14 protein-coding genes are annotated in these 15241 nt (G+C 53.3%); 6 read left to right on the top strand and 8 right to left on the bottom strand.

All coding sequences use genetic code 11. From position 1 onward, the window contains the following. Positions 1–7 precede the first annotated feature (7 nt). Together MHFGQ_RS00420 and MHFGQ_RS00415 are read right to left on the bottom strand one after the other, a co-directional pair. Positions 8–931 carry a substrate-binding domain-containing protein gene (locus tag MHFGQ_RS00420; protein WP_106005008.1) on the bottom strand — a complete coding sequence of 308 codons (924 nt, stop codon included), beginning with the start codon at positions 929–931 and terminating at the stop codon, positions 8–10. Positions 932–989: 58 nt separating this feature from the next. Continuing rightward, positions 990–1319, bottom strand: a complete 330-nt coding sequence (locus MHFGQ_RS00415) for a winged helix-turn-helix domain-containing protein (protein WP_106005007.1) — start codon at positions 1317–1319, stop codon at positions 990–992. 204 nt (positions 1320–1523) lie between these two features. On the opposite strand from MHFGQ_RS00415, the gene MHFGQ_RS00410 reads away from it, so the two are divergent. From MHFGQ_RS00410 to MHFGQ_RS00385, 6 genes are all read left to right on the top strand, one after another. Then, entirely contained in the window at positions 1524–2801 is a 1278-nt protein-coding gene (locus tag MHFGQ_RS00410; protein WP_106005006.1) for a DUF4829 domain-containing protein, read from the top strand. A 133-nt stretch (positions 2802–2934) separates the two neighbouring features. After that, positions 2935–6453, top strand: coding sequence for a pyruvate:ferredoxin (flavodoxin) oxidoreductase (gene nifJ, locus MHFGQ_RS00405; protein ID WP_106005005.1), 3519 nt, complete (start codon positions 2935–2937; stop codon positions 6451–6453). Between the two features lie 141 nt (positions 6454–6594). Continuing rightward, positions 6595–7323, top strand: a complete 729-nt coding sequence (locus MHFGQ_RS00400; RefSeq protein WP_106005004.1) for a glycosyltransferase — start codon at positions 6595–6597, stop codon at positions 7321–7323. 37 nt (positions 7324–7360) lie between these two features. Then, on the top strand, positions 7361–7822 hold the full coding sequence (locus tag MHFGQ_RS00395) for a hypothetical protein (RefSeq protein WP_106005003.1): 462 nt from the start codon (positions 7361–7363) through the stop codon (positions 7820–7822). Between the two features lie 61 nt (positions 7823–7883). After that, the gene (locus tag MHFGQ_RS00390) at positions 7884–9002 is read left to right on the top strand and encodes a glycosyltransferase family 4 protein (RefSeq protein WP_106005002.1); all 1119 of its coding nucleotides are present in this window, start codon (positions 7884–7886) and stop codon (positions 9000–9002) included. A 23-nt stretch (positions 9003–9025) separates the two neighbouring features. Further along, positions 9026–9682, top strand: a complete 657-nt coding sequence (locus MHFGQ_RS00385) for a hypothetical protein (RefSeq protein ID WP_106005001.1) — start codon at positions 9026–9028, stop codon at positions 9680–9682. Here MHFGQ_RS00385 and MHFGQ_RS00380 read toward each other — a convergent pair. The 6 genes from MHFGQ_RS00380 to MHFGQ_RS00355 all read right to left on the bottom strand — a co-directional run bounded on the left by MHFGQ_RS00380 (position 9603) and on the right by MHFGQ_RS00355 (position 15223). Further along, positions 9603–10625, bottom strand: coding sequence for a 3-hydroxyacyl-CoA dehydrogenase family protein (locus MHFGQ_RS00380; RefSeq protein ID WP_106005000.1), 1023 nt, complete (start codon positions 10623–10625; stop codon positions 9603–9605). The two genes, MHFGQ_RS00385 and MHFGQ_RS00380, sit on opposite strands and share 80 nt — an antisense overlap. Before the next feature lie 123 nt (positions 10626–10748). Continuing rightward, on the bottom strand, positions 10749–12557 hold the full coding sequence (locus tag MHFGQ_RS00375; RefSeq protein WP_170066208.1) for a DUF342 domain-containing protein: 1809 nt from the start codon (positions 12555–12557) through the stop codon (positions 10749–10751). Positions 12558–12563: 6 nt separating this feature from the next. Next, a complete protein-coding gene (locus MHFGQ_RS00370) occupies positions 12564–12887 on the bottom strand; it encodes an STAS domain-containing protein (RefSeq protein WP_245907814.1) in 324 nt (107 codons plus the stop codon). Next, positions 12865–13602: a PP2C family protein-serine/threonine phosphatase gene (locus MHFGQ_RS00365; RefSeq protein ID WP_106004998.1), complete on the bottom strand. Its 738-nt coding sequence runs from the start codon at positions 13600–13602 to the stop codon at positions 12865–12867. The genes MHFGQ_RS00370 and MHFGQ_RS00365 overlap by 23 nt, the downstream gene beginning before the upstream one ends. Then, on the bottom strand, positions 13603–13932 hold the full coding sequence (locus MHFGQ_RS00360; protein WP_106004997.1) for an STAS domain-containing protein: 330 nt from the start codon (positions 13930–13932) through the stop codon (positions 13603–13605). A 25-nt stretch (positions 13933–13957) separates the two neighbouring features. Further along, complete coding sequence (locus MHFGQ_RS00355) at positions 13958–15223, bottom strand: ATP-binding protein (RefSeq protein ID WP_106004996.1); 1266 nt, start codon at positions 15221–15223, stop codon at positions 13958–13960. Positions 15224–15241: the final 18 nt, after the last annotated feature.

The raw sequence follows: 15241 nt of genomic DNA, 5'->3' as shown, positions 1-15241 counted from the left end.
TACCCCCTTATTGCCCCAAGGAAGCTTCGTCTTTCCCTGCGTCGGGGAAGAAAAGGGGCTGGCCGAATTTATCTCTGCCAAAGTCGCCGATTACTTTTTGAGTCTCCGGATCGGTCATAAAGTCTACGAAGGCCTGGGCCCCGTCGCTGTTAAGGGTTATACCCGGAAATTTATCTGGGTTGACCTGCATAACATGATAGATATTTAGTAAAGCCCTGTCCCCTTCCACCATAACCTCCAATTTAAGGTTTTTTTGCAGGGCGAGATAAGTGCCACGATCTGTGAGGGTATAGCCACCCTTTTCGGAAGCGATATTTAAAGTCTGCCCCATGCCGGAACCGGCTTCCTGGTACCATTTACCTTCAGGTTTTATGCCTGCCTTCTGCCAGATTTTTTTCTCCATTTTGTGGGTGCCAGAATCGTCACCCCGGGAAATAAATAGAGCCTTACCGGCGGCAATCTGCTTAAAAGCCCCATCCGCCTTTTTAATCCCCCTAATCCCGGCCGGATCTTCCGGCGGCCCGACGATAATGAAATCGTTGTGCATCACCAGACGACGGTTGATCACCGTCCCCTTTGCCACTAGCTCCATTTCCGCCTCCGGAGCGTGGACGAGGAGGACATCGGCATTGCCCTGTTCACCCATGGCCAGCGCCTGTCCCGTACCTACGGCATTGGGCTTAACGATATAGCCGGTTTTTTTCTCAAACATAGGAATGAGGACGTCGAGCAGCCCGGTATCCATTGTGCTGGTTGTGGTGGCCAGAATTATTTCTTTTTTTTGAGCCGATTCTTTTCCGCTGGTTCCACCAACTGTAGAAGCGGCCTGATTGTTTCCCTGCCCAGCATTTCGGCTGCAGCCGCCCGCTATAACCGCCAGCAGAAAAGCAAAAATAAGTAAAGCAACGGTACGTCTCTTACTTTTATACATACATCGTTCCTTCTCTCATTATGTTTTATTTAGCATAACGACGGTATAAAAAATAACCTTAACAACCAAAGTAGCGTTGAAAAGCCGCTTCGATGGCCTCTCCGGCCTCGTATTTAAACTGCCTGAAACGCTGCAAAAACCACTTGCCAGCAGGAGTCAGTTCGGCGCCGCCGCCCGTCTCACCTCCCACCCTTGTATAAATCAGCTTTTCTCCCAGGCGCCCTTCCGCCTTCTTTACCTGGCCCCAGGCCTGCCGGTAGGACATCTTTAGTTTGCGGGCCGCCTGGTTAATGGAACCCCTTCGCTCGATTTCCTGGAGGAGTTCAAAAAGCCCTTCGCCAAAAACGTGTTCATCGTCTTCCAACCACAACTTATAACGTACGCGCATTTTCCCACCTCGATAAACTAATTAAATTATAAATTTCCAGAAAAACATAGTCAAGGTTTTAGCCCATCAAACCTATTTGCAGCAACCGCCTTTAGGTGTACAATAGCTCTTGGTGGAAGTATAAATCCTATTTTCCAGTGGGGAACCTTATTTGGAGAGAGACGTCTATATAAGATAGGCACTTCTATACAAAGGGGTATTGGTATGCGAAAAAGTTTGCCCGTCCTCCTGTTGCTCTTAATTTTACTAAACCTTTCCGGCTGCCAGTCCCGCAAAGAAACGGCGGCTGCGTTTAAAGAATTTCAAAATGAAATTACCGGCATAGAAGTCTATGCGACCGAAAAGCCCGGCGAGGAACCGCGTCAGATAATAAACCTTGTCGACAGGCAGTTGACCCAACGCTTTTTAAACCTTCTCGGCCCACTACCCAAAACAGAACCTCCACCTGAGGATTGGAAGGGGAAAAAAGACTACCTTGCCTTTAAATATAACAAAAACGGTGAAATAGCCGTCAGCAAACGTTACCCTTTCTGGCACCAGGATAATGCCCCCGGTTATCTGGAACTGGAAGACGGCTGGCATCAGGTAGCGGCAGAATTTTATACCAAGCTGGCACCCCTTGCCGAATATACCGAAGCCTCCAGCGATATCGATCCTCAAGATGCCGCCTTTTTAAAACAATACGGCTGGACCATCTTTTACAAAATTAAAACCTATACCGGCCGTCTCCCTGATAAATTCATCCATGAATCCGGGGAATATCCCGTATCCCTTTACTATGCCTACAACAATGAGTTAAGCAGGGATGTCGGCCTTGACATCACCCCCTACCTGGGTAAAACGGTCACCGTCAATCTTTATAAAATCGAAGAGCCCCTACCCCCTTTTATGGAGCCGCGCCGGGATGCCAACCGGGCCGTCATTGTTAAGGACGGGATTAAAATAATTGGAGCCTGGCTCGATGCCGGACGCCATGATGCCTTCGCGTGTTCTCTTAAGGGGCGCCGTTTGGAGGAAATTACCGGCAAAAGTTGGGGGGAGTGGGTCGACCAGTATATCGACCACCAAAATCCCCAGGAAAAGCTGATCAGCCAGATGTCTCCGGAAAAAGTCATTGAAACCTATTACGAGGCCATTAACAACAATGATCCCCGTACTGCCCACGCGACAGAAACGCGCCGCCGCCTGGTAAGTTACTTGTTCCGCAATATGGACAACAACCGCTTGTATAATTACTCCTACGCAACTAACGATGCCGATGAGATCGGCAACATCACCCGGGCCAGGATAATTCGCATCCAGCCCATAAACGATCCTGCCACAGCAGGCCGGGATGACGTAAAAAAATTTATGGTAGAAGTCGACCTCAACGTACGCAGGGTAGTGACCTACGACAGCGGCAGGCGCATACTGTTTTTTACCCTGCGGCAGGAGACGCCTACTACTGGGTGGCGCATCGACACCATTGGTACAGGTCCTTAAACCTAGCAAGTGCTTAATTGGTATATTGCATACTTGGTATTGACCGTTTAAAGCTCTAATGATAGATTAATAGAGGAATAAAATATAGGGACCAGGGGTATAGTTAAATTTTTGGTGAAGGAGAATGCCCAATATGTCCAAGCAACCATTTGATGGCAACACAGCTGCCGCCCATGTGGCATACGCCATGTCCGAGGTGGCGACCATTTACCCCATTACGCCTTCCTCGCCCATGGCCGAAATTGCTGATGAATGGGCCGCCTACGGTCGTAAAAACATTTTCGGTAAGCCCCTGAGGGTAATAGAAATGCAGTCGGAGGCTGGTGCTGCCGGTGCCGTCCACGGTTCCCTGGTCGGCGGCGCCCTGACCACCACCTTTACTGCCTCCCAGGGATTACTCTTGATGATCCCCAATATGTACAAGATCGCCGGTGAGTTATTGCCTACGGTATTCCACGTTGCCGCCCGGGCCCTCTCCACCCACGCCCTGTCCATCTTCGGCGACCACGCCGACGTTATGGCCGCCCGCCAGACGGGGTTTGCCATGCTTGCCTCTGCTTCGGTGCAGGAAGTCATGGATCTGGCCCTCGTCGCCCATCTGGCGACCCTGAAGGCCAGGGTGCCCTTTGTGCATTTCTTTGATGGGTTCCGAACCTCCCACGAGATTCAAAAAATCGACGTCATTGAATATGAAGATATGGCCAAACTGGTGGACTGGGAGGCCATCCGCGCCTTCCGCGCCCGCGCCTTGAATCCGGAGCATCCCCACCAGCGGGGTACGGCCCAAAACCCGGATATCTACTTCCAGCAGAGGGAAGCCGCCAACCCTTACTACCTGGCCACGCCCGGCATAGTCGCCCAGGTCATGGAACAGGTCGGGGGCCTGACCGGACGCTACTATCATCTCTTTGACTATGTCGGCGCCCCGGACGCCGAACGGGTCATCGTTTCCATGGGTTCGTCCTGCGAAGTCATCGAAGAAACCGTTAATTACCTGGTGGACAAGGGTGAAAAAATCGGCCTTATCAAAGTACGTCTTTACAGGCCCTTCTCGGCCGAGCATTTCCTGAAAGTACTGCCGGCCACTGTCCAAAGGATAGCCGTCCTGGATCGCACGAAGGAACCCGGCGCTGCCGGCGAACCCCTGTATGAAGACGTCCGTTCGGTCCTGGCCGAAAACGGCAAGAACATCCTCGTCGTCGGCGGCCGCTACGGCCTCGGGTCTAAAGAATTTTCACCTTCCATGGTGAAGGCCGTCTTTGACAACCTGGCGGCGGATACGCCCAAGAATCATTTCACCGTCGGCATTACCGACGACGTCACCAATACTTCCCTGGAAATTAAAGAGTATATCGATACGACGCCCAAAGGAACTTTCCGCTGCAAATTCTTCGGCCTGGGTTCCGACGGTACCGTTGGCGCCAACAAAAACTCCATTAAAATTATTAGCGATCATACCGATCTTTATGCCCAGGGCTACTTTGAGTACGACGCCAAAAAGTCGGGTGGTGTGACCATTTCCCACCTGCGCTTCGGCTCCCAGCCCATTAAATCGTGTTATTTAATCGATCAGGCGGATCTGATCGCCTGTCATAACCCGTCTTATGTAACCAAGTACGATCTCCTGGACAACATCAAAGAAGGTGGCATTTTCCTCCTGAATTCACCATGGAGCGCCGCGGAAATGGAAACCCGCCTGCCGGCTTCATTGAAGCGGGCCATTGCCACCAAGAAAGTGCGCTTCTACAATATCGACGCCGTAAAGGTAGCCCAGGAAGTCGGCCTCGGCGGCCGCATCAACACCATCATGCAGGTCGCCTTCTTCAAGATTGCCAACGTCATCCCGGTCGATGACGCCATCAAATATATCAAGGAGTCCATCGTTAAAACCTACGGTAAGAAGGGCGAACGCATCGTTAACATGAACCTGGCGGCAGTGGATCGCGCCCTGGAAGGTCTGGAAGAAATCAAGTACCCGGCTTCCTGGGCCCAGGCCCTGGACGAGGCCGCAGCCACCACACCGGCTGATGAACCTGAATTCATCCGCAAGGTCGTCCGGCCGATAATGGCCCTCAAGGGCGATCAATTGCCGGTCAGCACCTTTACTCCCGATGGCGTCTTCCCCACCGGTACCACCAAATATGAAAAACGGGGCATTGCCGTCAATGTTCCCAAATGGATACCGGAAAACTGCATCCAGTGCAACCAGTGCTCCCTGGTATGCCCCCATGCGGCCATCCGGCCTTACCTGGCCCGCCCCGAGGATCTGGCCAATGCGCCAGCGGCCTTCGTCACTAAAGACGCCATCGGCAAGGAAGCTGCCGGCTTGAAGTTCCGCATCCAGGTATCACCCCTGGACTGCACGGGTTGCGGCAACTGTGCCGACGTCTGCCCGGCCAAAGTCAAGGCCTTGACCATGGTACCCCTCGATGAAGTGGCGGTCGTGGAAAACGAAAACTTCAAATTCGCCGAGGAGCTGCCGGATCTTAAGGTCGGCTTCAACCCGGCCACTGTTAAGGGAAGCCAGTTCCGTAGGCCCCTACTGGAGTTCTCCGGTGCCTGCGCCGGATGCGGTGAAACGCCTTACGTCAAGCTCGTCACCCAGCTATTCGGCGACCGGATGATTATCGCCAATGCCACCGGCTGTTCCTCCATCTGGGGCGGCAGCGCGCCCACCTGCCCCTACACCGTGAACAAAGAGGGCCATGGACCGGCCTGGGCCAGCTCCCTGTTTGAGGACAATGCCGAATTCGGTTACGGCATCAGCCTGGCGGTAGAAAGACGCCGGGAAGAATTGACCGATGTCATCACGAGGGTCCTGGAAGCCCCGGTAAGCTCCGCCTTCAAAGCCGCCTGCGAAGCCTGGCTGGCCGGTAAAGACGACGCCGATCGTTCCCGGGAAACCGGCGATCAAATTAAAGCCCTCCTGCCGGAAGAGATCAAACAGGCCGACGGTGGGGTTAAAGAGCTGCTCCTGGCCGTTGACAGCCTGAAGGATTACCTGACGAAAAAATCCATCTGGATCATCGGCGGTGACGGCTGGGCCTACGATATCGGTTACGGCGGTTTGGACCATGTTCTCGCCAGCGGCGCCAATGTCAACATCCTGGTCCTGGATACCGAGGTCTACTCCAACACGGGCGGCCAGTCCTCCAAGGCCACCCAGACCGGTGCCGTGGCCAGGTTTGCCGCCGGCGGCAAATATACCAAGAAGAAGGACCTCGGCCTTATGGCCATGTCCTACGGTTATGTCTACGTGGCTTCCGTAGCCATGGGAGCCAGCCATACCCAGCTGATTAAGGCCCTGGTGGAAGCCGAAAAATACGACGGCACTTCCCTGATAATTGCCTACGCGCCGTGCATTAACCACGGTATCGACATGAGCCACAGCCAGCTGGAAGCCAAGAAGGCGGTGGAGGCCGGTTACTGGCCCCTGTACCGTTACAATCCGGAACTCCTGAAAGAAGGGAAGAACCCCTTCATCCTCGACTACAAGACGCCCAAGGGCAGCATTCGGGACTTCCTGATGGGCGAAATTCGTTACACTTCCCTTATGACACAGTTCCCGGAGAAGGCCGAAGAGCTCTTTGCCAAGGCCGAAGCCGACGCCAAGGCCCGGCTGGAATACTACAAGAGACTGGCAGAAGGTTAAACCCGTCGAAAAAGCCTGCGAAAAGGGTTCCCCCTTTTCGCAGGCTTTTCTTTTTTGCGGCCGGCGGGCAATTCACCCAACGGGAGTGGGAAGCATAAAAATTTAAGGGCGTCGACCTACAAGGGAAGGAGGCGAAGGGTAATGCCTAAGCTCACTGCCATGATGATCGTCTACAATGAAGCCGACCGCTACTTAGAACGTTGCCTGCGGTCTTTAACCACTTATGCAGACGAGATCGTCGTCCTGGACGACGGTTCTACCGATGCCACCCCGGAAATATGCTTAAGTTTCCCTCTTGTTAAGCTTTACCGCCGCGAAACTTCCCTTTTTCTCCTCGATGAATCGCGGTTACGCCATGAACTCTGGACTTACGCCGTTGCCGGCAATCCCGAATGGATCCTGGCCCTTGATGCCGACGAGTTGCTGGAAGCTAGGGCGGCCTATGAACTCCCCTATCTCCTTAAGCAAAAACTCTTTTCCGCCGTCAGCTTCCGCCTTTTCGACTGTTGGGGTGGCGAAGACTATTACCGCGTTGACGGCCTGTGGAATCCGTGGTTGAGGGGTTTTGCTATTTACCTGGTAAAGTACCAACCCCATCTCTCGTCGGAATGGCCGCCGTTACCGTTTCACTGCGGCCGCCTGCCCCTGGCCTACCGTCGCCTGCCTCACCTGGAAAGTGACCTTAGGATTAAACACCTGGGATGGGCCAACCCGGCGGAACTCCGGCTGAAATATGAACGCGCCGTTAGCCGGGATCCAGATTGCCTGTATCTGCCCCGGGAGCATTACGAAAGCATCCTCTGGCCTCCCGAAAAAATACACCTTGAAAAATGGTGCGAAGGGGTTACCATCCCTTACCGTAAATCATAAGTTATTACAACAAAGGTAATAAAAGGAGTGATGGGTTATGCCCCTAACCGTCAGCGCCACCGCAGCGGGTAATACGGTAGGAACGGCCGACGTGGCATTGAGCCTCAGCCCGACGACGGCCCTCTTTTCACCGGCCAACCTGGTGCCGGGCCAATCCGTCGGATCGCCCCAGCTCCAGGTGTCCAATACCGGCACCGTAGATGAATACTACTTTATATTTGCCGACTGGCAGGGGATTAGCCCTACCACGGCCACGGAAGCCCAGATTCTTGCCGACCGCCTGAACATCTATATCGAAGCAAGTCCTTCCACCGTCCTTTATGACGGCCCCCTTTCCGGCCTTTATAACCAACCTGCCGGCGGTCGCCTCCTTGTTTCACCCCAGGACGACCTGTTGACCTTCGTCGTCAGCCTTCCGGAAACCGTCGGCAATATCGTGCAAAACCTGGATTTAAGCGTTGATCTCGTCTTTACCGCCCAGGCTTCACCCCTGGTCTAGGAAAAGCCCGGCGCTGGCCGGGCTTGAATCTCCTAAAATTGGCCCCAGGAAGGTGACAGATATGGTTGCAAAAAAAGTGGCCCTCCTGACCACCAATTTCTTTAATCCAGCGGGCGAGCGAATTATCATGGGTGGGGCCGAACGTTACCAAGTGGATCTCTGCCGCCTGCTTAAAGAAATGGGCTTTTACGTCGAGGTCTGGCAGATCGGCAGCGGCTGGACCAGAGAATTCGATGGCATACGGATTCGCAGCATCCCGGTAACAAAAAGTGAATACTATACCTTCCCCGACCTAACCACCGCCTTTTATGAAAACTCCATGGCCTTTGATTACGCCATCTACTTTATCCTCACCCTGGCTTACCCGGTGGCCAGGGAAAAAAGCATAGCCATCAGCCATGGGGTATTCTGGGATTGGCCGGGTTTTGACCTGGTGGCCGGTAAACCCGAAAGCCGCCAGGAATGGCTGCGGCGCCTGGGTATCGCCCTGGCAGGCCCCTCTAAACTAGTATCCGTTGATACCAATACCATTAACTTTTTTAACGCTACCCTACCCGGCTTTTATCATAAATGGGAGTACATCCCCAACTATGTTGATACTGACCTCTTTCGTCCGTCGGAAGAAGAGCAAGCCGGTACGGATACTGTTCGCATCCTTTTTCCCCGTCGTCTGGTCCCCGTGAGGGGTGTCAACGAGACCATGCGGGCGGCAGAAAAACTGCTCTCCCGCTACCCCTGGCTTGAGTTTCACTTCTGCGGCCGCGGCCATAATGATAATGCCGAAAAACTCATGGCCCAGTGGGCAGCCGGTCGGGAGCGCTGTTTCTACTACTGGAAACCCCTGGAGATGATGCCGGAAATTTACCGGCAGGCCGATATTGTCCTGATCCCCTCCCGCTCAACTGAAGGCACCAGCCTGGCTGCCCTGGAAGCCATGGCCTGCGGTAAGCCGGTAATTGCCGGGCTGGCGGGCGGTCTAAGCGACATCATCATCCACGGCTATAACGGTTATTTAATTAAGCCGACTGTAGAAAACCTGGTGGCAGCCATTGAAGATCTGGCCCTAGATAAGGACAAGAGAAAGCTGATGGGCCGGCGTGCCCGGGAAGTAGCCCTGACCTTTGACCGGAAAATATGGGCCGAGCGCTGGGCCAAGGTTATGGGGGAGGTATTTCGCTAGGTTTTGCAAGCGGGTGGTGGCAGATGCCGTTCACGGCTCCCAGTGTGGCCAATAAAGGCAACCTGTTCCGCATTGGGCCCAGGATCGATATTCAGGTGGCGGTAGGGGAGCTTGTGACCTTCAATATTCTCCAGGATACCCTAATGCTGATCCCCGCCCGCGAATTACAGCCGGTTAGGCCCGGCCAGCTACTTGTCCCTGGCTGGCCGGGCTGGCAGGAGGGTGCCCGGCAAACTTTTCCCTACCGCGTTGAGTTAATTGCGGCTAAAAGGGTGCTGGCTTCGACCTGGCGTGCAGACGACAACTTCCTTGTCAGACCTTATATCCCGACCGGTCCGGCGACCGGCGTGCCGGTAAAGATCCTCACCTGCACGATAAAAAACATTGTGCCCCAGGGACGATTGCTCCCCCTATCCCCGGGCGATCAGGCCATTGCCGTGGCTTGCTACTCTTATGAAGTCGAAGTAGTTTATGCCGATAGGGCCGGCAGGACGTTCACCCTTATCCTGCAATCCGGCCCCCGCCGCCAACAGGCCGTCGTCTACCCGGCCTCCGGCTACCTGGAGGTAAATGTTACGATCCAATGTTTGGGCAGCAGGATTATCTCCCCGGTCGTTCCCCCGCCCGGGCCGCCTCCGCCATATAAGCCGCTGCGGCTTTGGCTGGAAACGCGGGTATAAACCCTAAATCTTCCTTCATCCGCTTAATCAGGTCTTCTTCCCTGGCTTTCTTAACGGCAGCTACCCGTTCATCCTGCCAGTCGTAAAAGCCGCGGCCGGTCTTTATCCCCAGTTCTCCCCGCTCTACTTTTTCCTTGAGAAGTTGTGACGGCCCTCTTTCGTGGCAGAGGTCCTGGTTAAGGTAAGACTGGATGCTATAAAACACATCCAGGCCTCCAAGGTCCGCGCTTTCCAGGGGGCCGGTGACCGCGAGACGCCGACCGAAACCGTATTTAACGGCCGCATCTACATCCTCCGGCGTCGCCCAACCCTGTTCGACGATGTACAGGGCCTCGCGCAGGAGGGCGAGCTGCAGGCGGTTGCCCACAAATCCGGGCACGGCCTTTTTGACTTTAATGGGCTTCCTGCCCAGCCTGATTACCAGGGCCCTAGCCAGTTCCACGGTAGCATCAGACGTTTTTTCTCCCCGGACAATCTCTACCAGGGGGAGTAAATGTGGTGGATTCCAGAAGTGGGTAACAATAACCCTTTCCGGCCGCCTGGTTAATGCCGCCAGCTCTGTGGGGTCCAGGCCGGATGTGGTTGAAGCCAGGATGGCGTGAGGCGGGGCCAGGGCATCGAGTTCTTGAAATAGCCCCTGCTTCACGGCCAGGTTTTCCACCACGGCTTCAATGACAAAATCGGCCCCTGCAGCGGCCTCAGCAAGGGTCGTAACCCCTTTAATGTTTTCCATTACCCCTTCAATGCGAAAGTCATCTACAAGACCGTTCCTTGCCAGCAACTCCAGGCCGGAGCGTATCTGGCTGAAGCCACGCTCCAGGCTGGCATCACTGCGGCCAAAAAGCCGCACTTGATAACCTGCCAGGGCGCATAATAAAGCAATGCCGTGGCCCATGGTGCCGGTGCCTAAAACGGTTATTCCCTTGATGTCTTCCAGTTGCATGATATCCCTTCTTCATCCCAGTCTAGCTATCGCGAGAACGCATTAATAATTCTTCCTCCACCCTTGATTTCCTCCTGCAAGTAAAAACCCCCTTCAGGGGGTTTTGTATCCGGCTAGCTTCTATCAGGCTGGAATATTACGCCTGGCCAGATTTCCTTCCCGGTCAAGCCATAGCTGCACTCCCCATTCTTCCTGAACAAAACTATACTGACGGGAACCTATACGGATGGAAGTATTCTCAAAAGCATGATCTATGGTCACAGTAGCCCCGGCCTGGGTTTCGACCCTGGTGCTCGTACCGGTACGGGAGCCCAGTTCCTTAATATAAACGTCACCCTGGGCCTGGATCTCCCCACCGCGGAACACACCATGCACAGCTACCGCTTTCCCGGCCTGCAACCTGGAATGATAACAGCCATCACCTAGTACTTTAATGTTACCGGTGGCTATAACGGTTGAGTTAATGGCGTAGTGAATTATAATGTCGGACGCACCTTGAGGCGGTGTATTAATCTCATCCCGCCAGGTTATAATTTCTTTCAACATTGATTCCAGTTGTTCTAAACTGTTGATGGCCAATGGTGTCCTTACCAGACGTTCCAGTTCATTTATCAATGCCGTCGAACTATTCATTGATATAGCAGGAAGGCTGTAGGCTTCCTTTTTTAGTAATTCTACCGCCGCAGGAAGCTCGCGAAATTTCTTCTCTAAAAGCAATAATACCAGGGGACCAATACCACCTTTAAGGTCATCCTTTTTAAAGGAAGGATGATGGAAAAGCTGGGTAGCAGCGGCTACAAATTGCTCCAGGATGGCAGCAACCCTGGCAAGTATCGCGCCGCATTTCTGTTGCAAAGCCCCCGTACTCCCGGCGGCCAGCAGGGAAGAAAAAACGTTGCCGCCTACCTCAATTAAGCCCCCGGCCCGGACCATGGCCCTGGATACAGCGCCCTCTATATAAATATTACCGCCAGCCTCAACACTCATTCCTTCTTCAACCTGGCCGGCAATCATTACATCACCGGTGAAAGAAATGTTTCCCGAGGTAATATCAACATTACCAGGGTGCATGAGGGCAGGGAGCACACTGATAACAACCCGCCCTTTAACCCCCCTTGCCACGGGGCGGCCGGCTATGGTAGCAATGACCTCCAAACCATCTTTGCTTAAAACAGCGCCGGAACCGGCTGTCATTTGAATATCCCTGGGCTCGGGGGGCACGATTATTTCCCCCGTTACCGCCTTCCCCGGCCGCCCAACTTCAGCCGGATGTTTCCTGGCCAGGACCATTCCGGCCTCAACCGCGGTGAAACGAAATCTTTCCCGGAAGTTCACCGTCTCTTCTTCTCCGACTGCTACTGGAACCTTTTGCTGGGTAGTAAAAAATAATTCTACCGTGGCGTCTTTACCTGGTACGGGGGGTTGCCCCCGGGCAATAATTAAGGTACCCTCGGTTGAGGCTTCAAGTCCCCGGGCACAGGCCTGCCAATCGATACCATATTTGATACCCTGACGCCCCATCTCTCTGGTTAAATCTTCCAGAGTAAAAGGTTTATAGAACTCCTCCTGCTCCAGGACCTCCAGGTATAAAACCCGCGCCGGTAGCAGGTCCCGCACTTGCCGCCGGACTAACACCCAGGGTTTTACCTGTAAAAGTGCCTCCTGTTTATCCGCACTAACCTTTATCTGCCAGTATCCTTCCCTCCTTTCATCCAGAACGATTATTTCCACCCTATCCTTCTCATTTACAGGCGTCGGTTCGCTTCGTTCTTCCCCGTTTACTACTAGGCGCAACCCCGGGCAGGGCACGATCACCGGATAAGGGCCTCCGGGCGGGTGTTTTATTACCAGCTGTCCGTTTATTACGGCCGCCCTGGGTGCCACGCCATTTTCCCCGGGTTGTTCAAGGGCTCCAGTCTTTAAAGATTCCACATGCAATCACTCCCCTCCACTTTGAGGGGTGCCTTTAAGGGTTTCTAAGACGCGAAAAAAGCCAATTATTTCCAGGTCATGGCGAATATTTGCGGGGATATGGGTAATTTTTAAAACGCGGTTCTGCCGGCTCAACAACCTGGCCTGGTTGAGAAGCATCCCGGCACCAGAGGAATCCATAAACTGCAGGTCCTTAAGAACTACCTCCACCACGGGAGCCTCCTGCCTTGCAATCTCTTGCTGCAGCTGGGCAACATTGCTGTAGTCCAATTCTCCCGCTACCAGCAGGGTGGCCTTTTCCTTTTCTTTATTTACCTTGATCTCCAACACACTCACCCCCCCTTTCCAGGTCTTTCTTAAGTATTACCAGGGTTACATCATCCCTTTGCTGCCTGCAGCCGGTAAAGGTAAACAAGTCATTTAAGATAACCTCCCGGAGTTCAACTGCATCCAGGCAAGTATTGGCGGCAACTATCTCTTCAAGGCGATTTAAACCATAATTTTGACCATTGGCATCGCGGGCTTCTACCAGGCCATCGGTATACAAGATAACTACATCGCCGCAAGACAGGACAACTTGTTCCGGTCGAGTACCCTGGTATTCTTCCAGGAAACCCAGGGCCACCCCCCTTACCCGGGGTACGTGGATATTACGGCCTGAAAATATTACCGGAGACGGGTGTCCGGCGCTGAGGCAGGTTAAACAATTATGCTGCCGTTCATAAGAAATAAGGCACAGGGTGGCAAAGGAACCGGCGCGATGCAGCCGCTTTCCTCCGATTGCAGCCAGCTGATTTATGATTTCCAATAGGGACAGATCTTTCCTGGTACAGGCATGTAAGATTGTACAAAGCTCCTTCATCTGCCCGGCGGCACGCATACCTTTGCCCATTACATCTCCGATAGCAACAATAAGTTGGTCTTCACCCAGGGGAATAAAATCAAAAAAGTCGCCGCCTTCCAGGTCTGCTGGAATACTACACCCGGCACCCTGTATACCGGCATGTATTATTTGTTTCCCCTTGCCACCGGTATCCAGGGACATTTAATATTCACCCCCGGTTACCTTGCTCTGATCGCTACAATCTAAAAGTTCTTCCATACCTACGAGCCGGAAAACTTCGGCAATCTCCGGACAGGGGTTAATAACCCGTACCTCACCCCCCTTCATTGACCACCGGCGCTGTATTTCTAATAAACCCCTGAGACCTGTAGAATCTATAAAGGATACCCCTGCCAGGTTTATTTCCAATTGCCGCTCTCCTTCCTGCACTTCTGCTGCTTGCTCCAGCTTGGCCAGTGTTTCCATGTCTAACTCCCCTTTAAGGTTTAAACAGCGCCCATTATCGCCCTTGGTCACAGTGATTGCCAGCATAATATCGCTCCTTCTCTTTCTTTACTTAAGAAGCTGGAGAACAGATTTCTTTATCTTCACCTGCTGATTGATGGAAATCCAGAACCAGGGTGGTTCCCCTGGAACCGGTAGTTAGATAAACTTTATCAGCATAATAAAGCATTAAAGTAAACCCGCAACCAAGAGAATTTTGGGTGGAGTAATGTCGCATTAAAGCCGCTTTGGGTAAATCTTTTATCTTAATTCCCTGGCCCTGGTCTTGAATAATTATCCGGATGGTCGCATCCGTCTGCCGGACCACCCATTCACCACCCGTAGCATGTTTTAAGGTATTGGTCAAAGCCTCCGTTAAAGATAAAGCCATGCCGTGCGCACGGGCGCTAAAAGCCGCGGGTAACAGACTGCATAACTTGTTGCGAGCCAAAGCTATGTCAGCAGCCTTGTTAACTACTCCCCTTGCCAGTTCCTTCCCCTGGGATAATACAGCTACCATTTCTTCTGAAGTCAAAAGCTGCAGGCGCCCATTGGTGACGGCAGCCACGGCTTCCCGGTAGGCCACCATCTCCTGGCGGCGCATCTGCCTTTCCTTTTCAATAATTTCGGTAAGATCAAAGGCCACCAGGCCCCCTGCCCGGGAGTCAAGGGGTATCCCGTGCAGGTCATAAATCCTTTTACCGTCTTCACTTACTATTACTTCCCGGCAATGGGTTCCCCGGTCTATTGCCTGGCGCATTAAATTTTCTATTGCCGGCAGGGGCAGTTCCAGGTCAGCCTGTCCTGTCAGATGGCGAAACCGCCCCTTTTCGTAACGCATCACCTTGCCCAACCGCATGGCGTTAAAAATCTCCGAGCTTTCTAACTCGGCACGCAGTCGTTCTTTAACCAGCTCCTGTAAATGGGCGGGAACTAATTGGGATACTTGCTCAATGAAGTCCCCGGTGCTATCCGTCAGCAAACGGTATTCTTCATTACCCAGGCGGCTGGCTGTTTCCTCACCCCGGTAAACAGCTAAAATGTCAAAAAGGTGGATGTTGCCCTTGCCCCTGGTGGGTACCCCTGCAACATCCAGGCTGAGATGCTGCTGTAAATAAATTCGATATTGACCGGGAACGGGAGCTTGGGTTTCCAGGCCCAGTTCCATGGTATTCAATACGAGGATACGGCCAGCATAACGTTTACCATCGGCGGCAACCAGGCTAATGCCTATGGGCACCGGTGGCTTCCGGCGTAAAGGGCCGGGACTCATGAAATAATCGCAATCGACGCAAGAACGATTTGGGGTCTTGCGGGTACACTGGCTACACTCCTGCACACCTGCCCCCCTCCACTG

The organism is Moorella humiferrea (assembly GCF_039233145.1).
In the GTDB taxonomy this organism is placed as follows: domain Bacteria; phylum Bacillota; class DSM-521; order Neomoorellales; family Neomoorellaceae; genus Neomoorella; species Neomoorella humiferrea.
Note: the sequence above shows the minus strand (reverse complement) of the source record. Positions and strands in the feature narration are given on the sequence as shown.

Bases quoted from the DNA above. Each gene is read 5' to 3' on its own strand.
- MHFGQ_RS00410 (WP_106005006.1), top strand. From the start codon at position 1,524: ATGCGAAAAAGTTTGCCCGTCCTCCTGTTGCTCTTAATTTTACTAAAC.
- MHFGQ_RS00415 (WP_106005007.1), bottom strand. From the start codon at position 1,319: ATGCGCGTACGTTATAAGTTGTGGTTGGAAGACGATGAACACGTTTTT.
- MHFGQ_RS00360 (WP_106004997.1), bottom strand. From the start codon at position 13,932: ATGCTGGCAATCACTGTGACCAAGGGCGATAATGGGCGCTGTTTAAAC.
- MHFGQ_RS00400 (WP_106005004.1), top strand. From the start codon at position 6,595: ATGCCTAAGCTCACTGCCATGATGATCGTCTACAATGAAGCCGACCGC.
- MHFGQ_RS00390 (WP_106005002.1), top strand. From the start codon at position 7,884: ATGGTTGCAAAAAAAGTGGCCCTCCTGACCACCAATTTCTTTAATCCA.
- MHFGQ_RS00380 (WP_106005000.1), bottom strand. From the start codon at position 10,625: ATGCAACTGGAAGACATCAAGGGAATAACCGTTTTAGGCACCGGCACC.
- nifJ (WP_106005005.1), top strand. From the start codon at position 2,935: ATGTCCAAGCAACCATTTGATGGCAACACAGCTGCCGCCCATGTGGCA.
- MHFGQ_RS00365 (WP_106004998.1), bottom strand. From the start codon at position 13,602: ATGTCCCTGGATACCGGTGGCAAGGGGAAACAAATAATACATGCCGGT.
- MHFGQ_RS00420 (WP_106005008.1), bottom strand. From the start codon at position 931: ATGTATAAAAGTAAGAGACGTACCGTTGCTTTACTTATTTTTGCTTTT.
- MHFGQ_RS00395 (WP_106005003.1), top strand. From the start codon at position 7,361: ATGCCCCTAACCGTCAGCGCCACCGCAGCGGGTAATACGGTAGGAACG.
- MHFGQ_RS00385 (WP_106005001.1), top strand. From the start codon at position 9,026: ATGCCGTTCACGGCTCCCAGTGTGGCCAATAAAGGCAACCTGTTCCGC.